We start from the raw sequence: 11,933 nt of genomic DNA on the forward strand, positions 1-11,933 counted from the left end.
CTCCTCCGACGAGGCGGAGACCGGCTTACCCGAAGCGTCCGCCGGCGCAGCACGGCGCCGGACCACGCACGCACGCGGGAGCAGCGGCCCCCCGCGAGCGGTCCGCCGTCCGTTCAGCTCGACTCGCGGACCACGAGGTCGTTCGGCATGATCACCGGCTTTCTCGGCCCGCCCTTGATGAGCGCCAGCAGCAGACGCACCGTCGCGGTGGCCTGGTCGGCCATGGAGCTGCGCACCGAGGTGAGCGCGGGTGTGGTGTAGGCGGCGGCCTCGATGTCGTCGAACCCGACGACGGCCACGTCGTCGGGGACCCGGCGGCCCGCCTGGTGCAGGGTGCGCAGCGCCCCGATGGCCATGAGGTCGTTGGCCGCGAACACCGCGTCGAGGTCCGGGTCGTCCTCGAGCAGCTGCCGCATGGCCTCCGCGCCCGACATCCGGGTGAAGTCGCCCAGCGCGACGATCGAGCGGCGCCCGGTGTCCCGCAGGGTCGCCCGGTACCCCTCCAGCCGTTCACGGGACTCGTACAGGTCCAGCGGCCCGGTGATGGTGGCGATGCGGCGTCTGCCCCGGTCGAGCAGGTGCCGTACGGCCAGCTCCGCGCCGCCCGCGTTGTCCAGCGCCACGTACGGGACGTCCGTCGCGGCGGTGCGGTTGAAGGACGCGACGGGCAGGCCCATGCGGGCGAGCGCGGCCGGCAGGGGATCGGCTCCGTGCAGTGCCACGAGCATCACGCCGTCCACGTGGCCCCCCGCCACGTAGCGCTCCACCCGGGCCCGGCTCTCGTCGGACTCGGCGAGCATCAGCACCACGCGTCTGCCGACGGCCTCCAGCTCCCGGCTGACGGTGCGCACCACGGTCGAGAACAGCGGGTCGTCGGACACCACGCCCTTGGGCGGGTCGGAGACGACCACGGCCACGGCGTCCGTGCGGCGGGTGACCAGGTTGCGGGCGGCGGCGTTCGGCACGTACCCGAGTTCCCGCACCGCCTGCATGACGACGTCCCGGATCTCCGGCGCGACGGTGGTCTCCCCGTTGATGACCCGGGAGACGCTCGACTTGGACACGCCGGCCCGGGCGGCGACCACCGCGAGCGTGGGTCGTTTCATCGCCTTCCGATCACCGGTGCCCGGCCCTCGAATCCAGGGAGCGTTTTCCCCTCAGGATGACCTCGGCCCGATCCGGCTGTCAACGGCCTCTTGTCCGCGTCGTCATGGGGAAGATCGCCGTCAACTTACTTTTTCCGAGCCCCTGTTCACCGGTTCCGTGCGCACCGCCGGAGTGGATCTCAGAAACCGTTCCCCGACACGGACCGTGTGCGTCAGGGGTGTTACGGGCCTGTTGCTCAAAGCCTTGACAGTCCATGGGGACCGGCCCATTCTCACCCCTCAGGGAGCGCTCCCTCACCCTTCCCCCACTGAGGAGTCGCCCGTGCATCCCCTTCTCCGCCGCATCGGCTTACCCGCCGTCCTCGCGGCCGTCCTGCTCATCCTCGTCAGCCTGCCCGCGCCCCGGGCCCACGCCGCCGAGACCCTGCTGTCGCAGGGCCGGCCCGTCGTCGCGTCGAGCACCGAGGACCCGTTCGGCGCGCCCGGAGCCGTCGACGGCAACCCGGCGACGCGCTGGTCCAGCGCCTTCTCCGACCCGCAGTGGATCAGGGTCGACCTCGGGGCCCCGGCCCGCATCAGCCACGTGACCCTCCAGTGGGAGGCCGCCTACGGCAAGGCCTTCCGCATCCAGGTGTCGGACGACGCCGAGACCTGGTCCACCGTCCACGAGACGACGGACGGGACCGGCGGCACCCAGAACCTGACGGTCTCGGCCACCGGCCGCTACGTCCGCATGTACGGCACCCAGCGCGGCACCGGATACGGCTTCTCGCTCTGGGAGTTCCAGGTGTTCGGCACCAGCGGCACCGGCGGCGACCCGGGCGGCGGGGGAGGGGACACACTGCTGTCGTACGGGAAGACGGGCGCGGCCTCGTCCTCCCAGAGCGACCAGAACTGCTGGGAGTGCACGCCCGCCCGGGCCTTCGACCGCGACCCCGCCTCACGGTGGGCCACCAGCCCCACCAGCGGCTGGACCGACCCCGGCTGGATCTCCGTCGACCTCGGCGCGACCGCGCAGATCAGCAAAGTCGTCCTGCAGTGGGACCCGGCCTACGCCAAGTCCTTCCAGATCCAGGTCTCGCCCGACGGCACCGACTGGACGCCAATCTACTCGACCACGTCCGGCACCGGCTTCAAACAGACTCTGGCGGTCTCCGGCACGGGACGCTACGTACGGATGTACGGCACCGAACGCGCCACCCCCTACGGCTACTCCCTGTGGGAGTTCCAGGTGTACGGCACCGGAGGCGCCCCCGTCCCGGCGCCGCCACTGCCACCGGACCCGGCGCAGCCGCCGCGGCTGGTGTGGAGCGACGAGTTCGACGGAGCCGCCGGCAGCAAGCCCGACCCGGCGAAGTGGCGGGCCGACCCCGGCACCGGGCAGAACGGCGAACTGCAGTACTACACCGACCACCGGAACGCCGCGCTCGACGGCGGCGGCCACCTCGTCATGGAGGCCCGCAAGGAGGCCAGCCCCGGCCGGGCCTGTCCGCCGGACCCGCTGACCGGCAGCACCACCTGCCAGTACACCTCGGCCCGCATGAACACCGGTGCCACCTTCCAGTTCACCTACGGGCGTGTCGAGGCGCGCATCAAGGTCCCGAAGGGCAACGGACTGTGGCCCGCGTTCTGGATGATGGGCGCCGACTTCCTCACCGGCCGTCCGTGGCCGTACAACGGCGAGGTCGACATCATGGAGGTCCTCGGCAAGGACGTGAAGACGGCCTACTCGACCGTGCACGCCCCGGCCTACAACGGCGGCAACGGGATCGGCTCGCCGTACCGGCTGCCCTCGGGCGCCGACTTCTCGGACGACTTCCACACCTGGGCCGCCGACTGGAACAGCAAGGGCATCGTCTTCAGCCTCGACGGGCGCACCGTGCTGACCCTGGACAAGGACCAGGTGGAGCGCACCCGCGGCCCCTGGATCTTCGACCACCCGCACTACATGATCCTCAACCTCGCGGTCGGCGGCGACTGGCCCGGCCCGACCGACGCGTCGACGCCGTTCCCGTCCCGGATGCTCGTCGCCTACGTACGCGTGTACCAGTAGCGCGGCCGGCACCGGCCCCCTTGTCAGTCCGGCCCGGACCCCTCGGTCGCGGGCCGGACCGCAGCCGCACCACGCCCCACCCCCTCCCCTGAGGAACTGACATGCGCAGATACTCCTTACACCTGTATCCCGTCTGGGTCGGTGCCCTGGCGATCGCCCTGGCCGCCGCCCTCGGCATCACCCTCGGCGCCCCCGCCGCGCGGGCCGCCACGGTCACCGTCCAGGCCGAGTCCTACGCGGCACAGTCCGGCGTCGCCCTGGAGACGACCGCCGACATGGGCGGCGGGCAGAACGCCGCCTACCTCGCCGACGGCGACTGGATGCGGTTCGACCAGGTCGACCTCGGGGCCGCCGGCCGTCTGACGGTGTCGGCGCGCGTGGCCTCCGCCACGGGCACCGGTTCCGTCGAGCTGCGCACCGGTTCCCTGACCGGACCCCTGCTCGCCGTCATCCAGGTCAGCCCCACCGGGGGCTGGCAGACCTGGGCGACCCGCAGCGCCGACGTCACCACCCACCCGACCGGGCCCCAGACCGTGTTCGCGGTGCTGCGCAGCACCACGCCCGGCGACTTCGTCAACATCAACTGGTTCTCGTTCGTCAGCGGCGGCGACGAGCCCGCGCCGGGCTGGGTCGACGTCGACCAGGCCAAGTGGCAGGCCCAGCTGACCCAGTTCCGGGCCATGACCCCGGCGCCCGTGCCCGCCAACGCGGTGCGCGTCCCCGAGTTCAACGCCACCTGCACCTACAGCCACTCCAAGCCGGACGACCCGATCGTCGCCCCCGGTCTGCCGGGCGCGTCCCACATGCACAGCTTCTTCGGCAACAGGAGCACCGACGCCTTCACCACGACCCAGAGCCTGCTGGGCAACACGAGCACGAGCTGCACACCCGCCAAGGACCTCTCCGCCTACTGGATCCCCACGCTCTACGAGCGCGGCAAGGCGGTCGAACCCGACGGGATGATCGTCTACTACGGCTCGCGGCTGCCCGACCCCACGGCGACCGTGCCGTTCCCGCAGGGCTTCCGCATGATCGCCGGCAACGCCAAGCTGCAGGTGGCCACCCCGGCCGGCTCGCCCAACCAGTTCTGGTGCGCCGGACCGGGCGGCGAGACCGGCCGCAGCACCGACGGCAACTGGCCGCTGTGCGCGCCGACCGCCAAGCTGGTGTACCAGCTGGTGTTCCCGGACTGCTGGGACGGCAAGCACCTCGACAGCCCGGACCACAAGTCGCACGTCGCCTTCACCTACGACGGCAGGTGCAGCGGCGCCTACCCGGTCGCCATCCCGTCGGTCTCGTTCGTCATCAGCTACCCGACCAGCGGGAGCGCCGACGGGTTCTCCCTGGCATCGGGCATGGCCTCGTCCATCCACGGGGACTTCTTCAACGCCTGGGACACCGCGGCCCTCGGGCAGCGCGTGAAGGACTGCATCGTGCAGAGCGCCAAGTGCAACTCGGCCGGAACGTTCTGACCCGGCGGACGGCGGCCGCCCTGCTCCTGGGCCTGGTGGCCGCCGGCTGCACCCCGCAGCCGGCGACCACCAGGCCCGCGCCCGCCGCCTTCAACGACACCGACACCGCGTGGATCCAGCTGATGATCCCCATGGACGAGCGGGCCGAGCTGCTCACCGACTTGGCGCCCGCACGCGCCGGCCGCCCGGCCCTGGCCGGGTGGGTGAAGGATGCGGAAAGGAGACTCAAGGACGAACTCGTCGACCTGCGGGCGCTGTTGCGGCTCTCAGGCGTGCCCGACACCCGCCCCCATGAGGGCCACACCATGCCCGGCATGGTCAGCCTCGACACGGTGCGGAGGGCGAAGACCGTGTCCGGGGAGAACTTCGACCGCCTCCTCACCGAGAGCATGCGGGCCCACCTCGTGCAGGTCCGCATGCTGTGTGCGAGCGAACGCACGTCGGGCAGCGCCGAGCAGGCGAAGGACCTCGCCGCCGCGATCGAAAGGACGGTGGCCGAGCAGATCACCCGCCTCGACGCGGTCACGTGAGGTCGCCGGCGCCCGGGAGGCGACCGAGTACCGCTCCCGCCCGGCTGGCCCCCGCCGACGTCGCTGTGGCGGGCTTCGACGACCTGGCCGTCGCCCGGATCGCCGATCCACCGCTGTGGCCACCGTGCATCAGCCCTTACGACCCCCCCATGCGACCCATGCGACCCATGCGACCCATAGAGCAGTGTCTTCTGTGTCTTCTGTCCGAATCCGAATGGCGATGCCATGCGCGGGTTCGAGTGCGGCCCTTGGGTGCGAATGCGGCCACATCGCTGGAATTGGCCATTCCGGTGGGTGTGCAGCGCGGAGCTGCTTCGGTTAAGGGAGGGTTAAACGCTCCTTAAGCGATCTTGAGTCTCGGCTCACTCGCCAAGTAACCGCAGTTCAGGCGGTGTTGAGGGCACCGCGGACAAGTTGGCCGAGGTAGTCGCCGTGCGTACTATCGGGGTCCACCCGCGGCTCACCGCAGTGGAGGGAGCGCTCTCAAGTGGAACGCTCCGCCTCCTCGTCCGCGGCCCGCCGTACGGGCGGAACCATCTGAATCCCCCACAAGACAAGGTGTCATCCCAGCCATGGCAGCTCATCGCGCTCGGCGGTGGACGCTCGGCGGACTGGTCTCACTGGTCGCCGCCGCTCTCGTCACCGCCGTGCTCATCACAACGACCGGTTCCGGTGCGAACCGGGCCAGCGCCGCACCCACCGCGGTGACCTGGTCCGACGACTTCGACGGCAGCGCCGGAAGCGCCCCCGACCCCGCCAAGTGGACGCTGGAGACCGGTGGTTCGGGCAACGGCAACCACGAGTTGCAGTACTACACGCCGGGCAACCGGAACGCCGCCCTGGACGGCGAAGGCCACCTGGTGATCACGGCGCGCAAGAACACCGACTCCGGACTGCAGTGCTGGAACGGGACGTGCCAGTACTCGTCGGCCCGGCTCAACACGGCCCGCACCTTCAGCCAGGCGTACGGCCACTTCGAGTCCCGCATCAAGATCCCGCGCGGCCGGGGTGTCTGGCCGGCCTTCTGGATGCTCGGCAACGACCTCGGTAGCGCGGGCTGGCCCAACAACGGCGAGATCGACATCATGGAGAACGTCGGTCACGAGCCCGGCGTGGTCCACGGCACCATCCACGGCCCCGGCTATTCCGGCTCCGGCGGCCTCGGCGCCGCCTACACCCTGCCCGACGGCAAGGCGTTCGCCGACGACTTCCACGTCTTCGCCGTCGACTGGAGCCCGACCGCGATCACCTGGTCGGTGGACGGCCACGTCTACGAGACCCGCACGCCGGCCGACCTCGGCGGCAAGAAGTGGGTCTACGACCACCCGTTCTTCCTCATTCTCAACCTCGCCGTCGGCGGCGACTGGCCCGGCAGCCCCGACTCGGCCACCTCCTTCCCGCAGACGATGACCATCGACTACGTCCGAGTCTCGACCTCCGACACGGGCGGCTCGACCGGGTCGACGGGCAAGAGCGGTGCCATCAAGGGCATCGGCGGTATGTGCGTCGACGTCGCCGGCGCCTCCACCGCGGACGGGACGCCGATCCAACTGCACGACTGCACCGGTACCGACGCCCAGAAGTGGACGCTGGGCAGCGACGGCACCGTCCGCGCGCTGGGCAAGTGCCGCGACGTACGCGGCGGTTCCACCGGGGACGGCACCCCCGTCCAGCTCTCCACCTGCAACGGCAGCAAGGCCCAGCGGTGGGCCTACACCGCCGCCCACGACCTCACCAACGTCGGCGCGGACAAATGCCTCGACGCCACGGGCGGTTCGGCCGCCGACGGCACTCGGCTGCAGATCTGGACCTGCGGCGGCACCGCCAACCAGAAGTGGACCGTGGGCTGACCCGCAGGGGCGGACGGCCCACTCCACCCCACGAACCCCACCCACCCCCCACCCACCCCCCCACTCGCCTCCCAGAGGCACATGTACCAACGAAAGGCACGGCACATGGCAGCACGTCACCAGCGCAGTCTCACCCGCCGCAAGCTGTTTGTCGCCCTGGGCGGAGCGGCGGTGGCCGCCCCCGCCGTCGCGGTCCTCGGCCCCTACGCCCTCGCTGGTACGGCGGACAAGGGCACGAAGGCCGCCGCGGCGGGCGCGCTGCCGCTGACGATCGTCAACCAGAGCGGCTCGTTCGACAACGCCTCGGTGCACGTCTACATCGTCGGCAACCAGGACGGGAAGCAGGTGCGGGTCACCCCTGACGGCACCTTGGCCCCGATAGCCCTGTCCGACAACGGCGCGGACGGCTTCACCGACTACGCCCTCTCCCTGCCCGCGAGCGGAGAGGCCGCCCTCAAGCTCCCCCACATGTCCGGCCGCATATACGTGTCGCTCGGGCAGAAGCTGAAGTTCAAGGTCGTCAAGGACGGCAACGGAAACCCGGCACTGCAGTACCCCGCCGGCTGGGGGACCTCCGACCCCAACTACCGCGTCCTGCACGACTGCGCCGAGTTCACCTACAACGCCGCGGGCATGTTCTGCAACACGACCATGGTCGACATGTTCAGCGTGCCGATGAGCATCCGGCTGACCGGAGCCAAGGACCAGACCACGGGCACCCTGCGCGACGGCGGCCGGGCTTCGGTATTCAGCGCGGTCAAGCGGGTCGCGGAGTTCGCCCCGCTGGTCGTCGACGACCTGCGCGTCATCGCTCCCGGACACGGCCTGGACACGGGCCTGTTCGCCAAGGACTACTTCGCCCCGTACATCGACCAGGTGTGGAGCACCTACACCGGCAGGGACCTCAAGGTCACCACCAACGCGGGCACCTTCACGGGCCGGGTGCGCGCCGACAGGTTCACGTTCGACGGTCCGGCCCCCGTCTCCTTCGGCAAGCCGTCCACCCGCGACGTCCTCTTCTGCGACGGCAACCTCGCAGCGCCGAACGACGGCACCACCGGTCCTGTCGCCGCCGTCCTGGGCGCCGGCTTCAACCGCTCCACCCTCCTCAGCCACCCCGACCAGCCCGTCACCAAGCCTTCCGCCTTCTACCGGACCGCCCTCACCAACCACTACGCGAAAGCCATCCACGCGGCGACCCGGGACGGCAAGGCCTACGGCTTCGCCTTCGACGACGTCGCCGACTTCGCCTCCTACATCCAGGACACCGCGCCCACCGGACTCCGGCTGACCCTGACACGGTTCTGACGCGCGCCTTGTCGCGAACCGGATCGCGCCGCTGACACCGGCCGGTCCGGTCGCGCCGGCCGAGGGCCCCCATCGACGGCACCCGGACGGCACTTTCGCATCGTCGCCAAGGTCAAGCCCGCGGCCGACCGGGGCAGGCGGGCGGGAGGGAGCGGCATGCGGATCGGGCAGCCGGCCATGGCCACCGGGGTCAGCACCCGCTCGCTGCGCCAACGGCTACCGGGAGCACGACGAGCAGGCGGTCCGCCCTGGCCGCGGGCGGTTTCACGCTGAACACCGCCGAGCAGGGCCGGGGCGACCTCGCGGGTGCGCCGGCCCGCACAGGCGTACATCTGCGCGCCGCGGGCCGCGCAGCCGAGGCAGCGCCGCTGCTCGCCCGGGCGGACTTCCTCGAACCGGGCGCCGTACCGGCCCCTTGGATCGCCCTTGGAGGCCCTGCACCGTGCGGACGTGTCGGTCGACCTGGCCGACGTCGCCCTGTCCGGCAACGGGTCGGCCAGGACCCGGTTCCGCCCTTGCTCGCGCCTGCGTCTCACCTTCATGTGCGCAGAGCCTCGAACGCCTGCCGCGCGGCGATCCCGATCGCCAGGTCGATGTCCGGCGCCTGTGCCGCCCGCCGGTCCGCCCGGGTCAGCGCGGCCATGGCCACCCGGGTTCCGGAGTCCGCCTCGATCACGCCGATCTCGTGCCGCAGGTGCAAGAACGTGCCCGTTTTCCCACTCAGCCGCAGGCTGTCGGCGCGGAGTTCACTTGCCAGCCGCTGGGTGAAGACCTGATGGCCCATCAGCCGTCTCAGCTCGGCCGTGGCCCGTGGCTGCGCCACCTCATCGCGCCACACCCGCTGCAGCAGTGCAACCAGCGCCGAGGCGGTGCCGGTGTTGGCGTGCGCGGGATCCAGCGTCCTGATGGTGTGACGCTGCGCCCGCTCGTCGCGGACAGCCAGTTCCAGGGCGAGGGAGAAGTCGTTGCCTGCGACGCCGGCGGCACACTCGTACATGTGGTTCATCCGGTGCCGTACGTGGAGGCCGGCGCAGTCCCAGGCGCGCAACCGGGCGTCGACGTCGGCCACCGGCACCAGGTCGAACAGCGCGTCGGCCGCGGCGTTGTCGCTCACTGAGAGCATGAGCAGGAGCAGGTCCCCGACGGCGACCGTGGCCGGATGCCGGAACGCCGCGATGCCGGTGGGGCCGACACTGCTGGTGGCCGGGTCGACCGTCACCGGCTGGGCCGGGTCGAGGCCGCCGTTCGCGATCAGGTCCAGCACGGCGAGGGCGAGCGGCACCTTCACCACGGACGCGAGGGGAACCGGCTCCTCGATGCCGAAGCCGAGCTGCTCGCCCGTGTCGATGTCGCGGGCGAGGAACGAACCGCGGACGCCGAGCGCCGACCAGTCCCGGACGATCGCCTCGGCGACTTCCAGCAGACGGCCCTCGCCGCAAATCCGTTCCGGACGGTGCGCCGTGTCCCCGGTCATCCCCGCGCCGCCAGTCGGGTCCCGGCGTCCACCGGCTCGGGACGCCTGTCGGCGCGTGCGCCGGTGCCGGCACCGGCCGCCGCCGCCAGGACCGTGGACAGCCACTGCGGTACGTCATCGTTTCGCTGACGCGAGCTCGCGCACACGTCGTACCCGCGGTGCAGCGAGACGTCAGCCAGCGGCGCCCAGCCGGCCCCGTGCCGCCGCGCGAACGACTCGCCGCACAGCAACACCGCGCGGCCCGCCAGTGTCTCGGCGAGCGCGGTGGCCGCCGGCCCGGCTTCCCGTACCGATCGCTCCGGCAGCCCGCAGCGGGCCGCCGCGCGCGCCAGCCTGTCGCGCGCGTAGGGCACGTCGTCCTCCGTCAGGGTCAGGATCGGCAGTGGCACGGTCCGGGCGCCGGTGGCGGCGACGCGGTGCGGCCGCAGGTCCTCGAGATGGACCGGGCGCCCCTGCCGGGCGCCCGCCGGCGGACGTGCATCACGGGGCGGCGCGGTGGCCAGGCCGAGCGGCACCCGGTGTGCTGCCCTCTCCGGTGGAACGCGCAGCACGGCGTAGGCGAGCGTGCCGTCCGCCAGCCGGGCGTCCCGCTCGGCGGGCGGCAGTTCGCGCACACCGAGGGTGATGCCGTGTTCCGTCCCGGCGCGGATGACCCGGGCCAGCTGCGCCGGCGCACAGTCGACGGGCACTCCCACGGCCCGGGCTCGGGACCGCTGGGCCGAGCGGGCGGCCTGGTCGAGGCGCTGGGCCTGGTCCAGGACGTCCTGCGCGTAGGGAAGCAGCAGCATGCCCAGTTCCGTCGTCGCGACCTGCCGCCGGGAGCGGTCGAAGAGCAGACCGCCGAAGTGCCTCTCCAGCGTCTTGATGCGGCGGCTCAGGAGCGGCTGGGCGATGCCGAGCCGGTCGGCCGCCCGCGAGAAGCTCGCTTCGTCGACGGTGGCGACGTAGGCCTCGAGGTGTGCCAGCAGGTCCATCCAGCAGTCATATCACTTAGGTATGAGCCCTTCACATTTCACTCTTGGACATGAGCGGAGTCCTGCTGTTTCGCTGTCCACGTCGAAGAGCCCTCAAGCCGACGCCCGACCACCGACAACCCGGGAGAACTACGCACATGACCAGCGCCGACCCGATGCCGCGCCGCCGCCTGTTCACAACCGGTCTTGCTCTCAGCGCCGCGGTGGTGGCCCCCGCTGCGGTCGCCGCCCCCGCCGTGGCCGACGAACCCGCCGGTCTCAGCGAGGAGTTCCGCACTCTTGAACACAGGTACGGCGCGCGGCTCGGTGTCTACGCCCGCAACGTGCGCACCGGCCGGACCGTGGCCTACCGCGCCGGGGAACGGTTCGCGATGTGCTCGACGTTCAAGGCGTTCGCCGCAGCGGCCGTGCTGCGCGACCACGGCGACTGCGCTCCCTTGGACAAGGTGATCCACTATCCGCCCAGGGACATCCTCGACAACTCGCAGCACTCCGAGGACCACCTGGCCACGGGCATGACGGTGGGCCAAGCATGCGCCGCGGCCATCCAGTACAGCGACAACACCGCGGGCAACCTGCTGCTGCGTCAGGTCGGCGGACCCCAGGGCCTCACCCGGTTCTTCCGCTCACTCGGAGACCAGGTGAGCCGGCTCGACCGCTGGGAGACCGACCTGAACACCGCCATCCCCGGCGACCAGCGGGACACCAGCACGCCACAAGCCCTCGGCACGAGCTTCGAACGGCTGACCCTCGGACGGGCCCTGGCCCGCACCGGCCGCGAGCAGCTCGTCACCTGGCTGAAAGGCAACACCACCAGCGACAAGCGGTTCGGCGCCGGGCTCCCGCGAGACTGGGCCCTCGCAGACAAAACCGGCACCGGCAGCTACGCCACCGCCAACGACATCGGCATCGCCTGGACGACGCGACACACCCCCCTGCTGCTCACCGTGCTGTCCACGAAGGACGCCAGAGACGCGCCCGTCGACAACGATCTGATCCGCGACGCGGCCGCCCTCCTGGCCGCCACCCTCGCCCCCGGCGAGTAGTGAGCGGACGGCGTCCCGATCCTCCACGGCACCGACCACATGCCTCCCCGGCGCGCCCCCTCGTCCGGTCACGAATCACCCGCCTCCAGCCGGTCCAGGCGGGCCGGGCGCGCGACGCCG

At 71.5% G+C, this 11,933-nt stretch carries 9 protein-coding genes; 6 read left to right on the plus strand and 3 right to left on the minus strand.

What is annotated here, in order from left to right:
- Positions 1-113: 113 nt before the first annotated feature.
- Positions 114-1,106: a LacI family DNA-binding transcriptional regulator gene (locus tag IE312_RS09035; protein ID WP_189980110.1), complete on the minus strand. Its 993-nt coding sequence runs from the start codon at positions 1,104-1,106 to the stop codon at positions 114-116.
- Between the two features lie 322 nt (positions 1,107-1,428).
- On the opposite strand from IE312_RS09035, the gene IE312_RS09040 reads away from it, so the two are divergent.
- From IE312_RS09040 to IE312_RS09060, 5 genes are all read left to right on the plus strand, one after another.
- On the plus strand, positions 1,429-3,159 hold the full coding sequence (locus tag IE312_RS09040; protein ID WP_189980112.1) for a discoidin domain-containing protein: 1,731 nt from the start codon (positions 1,429-1,431) through the stop codon (positions 3,157-3,159).
- A 101-nt stretch (positions 3,160-3,260) separates the two neighbouring features.
- Complete coding sequence (locus IE312_RS09045; RefSeq protein WP_189980114.1) at positions 3,261-4,631, plus strand: DUF1996 domain-containing protein; 1,371 nt, start codon at positions 3,261-3,263, stop codon at positions 4,629-4,631.
- On the plus strand, positions 4,607-5,161 hold the full coding sequence (locus IE312_RS09050; protein ID WP_229899384.1) for a DUF305 domain-containing protein: 555 nt from the start codon (positions 4,607-4,609) through the stop codon (positions 5,159-5,161). The genes IE312_RS09045 and IE312_RS09050 overlap by 25 nt, the downstream gene beginning before the upstream one ends.
- Positions 5,162-5,733: 572 nt before the next feature.
- Positions 5,734-7,011: a glycoside hydrolase family 16 protein gene (locus IE312_RS09055; protein WP_189980116.1), complete on the plus strand. Its 1,278-nt coding sequence runs from the start codon at positions 5,734-5,736 to the stop codon at positions 7,009-7,011.
- A gap of 105 nt (positions 7,012-7,116) precedes the next feature.
- Positions 7,117-8,319 carry a glycoside hydrolase family 64 protein gene (locus IE312_RS09060; RefSeq protein WP_189980117.1) on the plus strand — a complete coding sequence of 401 codons (1,203 nt, stop codon included), beginning with the start codon at positions 7,117-7,119 and terminating at the stop codon, positions 8,317-8,319.
- A gap of 538 nt (positions 8,320-8,857) precedes the next feature.
- On the opposite strand, the gene IE312_RS09065 is transcribed toward IE312_RS09060, so the two are convergent.
- Together IE312_RS09065 and IE312_RS09070 are read right to left on the minus strand one after the other, a co-directional pair.
- Positions 8,858-9,793 (minus strand): serine hydrolase, encoded by a 936-nt coding sequence (locus IE312_RS09065; protein WP_189980118.1) that lies wholly within the window; start codon positions 9,791-9,793, stop codon positions 8,858-8,860.
- Positions 9,790-10,767 carry a LysR family transcriptional regulator gene (locus IE312_RS09070; protein WP_189980119.1) on the minus strand — a complete coding sequence of 326 codons (978 nt, stop codon included), beginning with the start codon at positions 10,765-10,767 and terminating at the stop codon, positions 9,790-9,792. Before IE312_RS09070 ends, IE312_RS09065 begins: the two co-directional genes overlap by 4 nt.
- A 137-nt stretch (positions 10,768-10,904) precedes the next feature.
- Between IE312_RS09070 and bla the strand changes: the two genes are divergently transcribed.
- Positions 10,905-11,813, plus strand: a complete 909-nt coding sequence (gene bla / locus IE312_RS09075; protein WP_189980120.1) for a class A beta-lactamase — start codon at positions 10,905-10,907, stop codon at positions 11,811-11,813.
- Positions 11,814-11,933 lie beyond the last annotated feature (120 nt).

Source organism: Streptomyces capoamus (assembly GCF_014654935.1).
Taxonomy (GTDB): domain Bacteria; phylum Actinomycetota; class Actinomycetes; order Streptomycetales; family Streptomycetaceae; genus Streptomyces; species Streptomyces capoamus.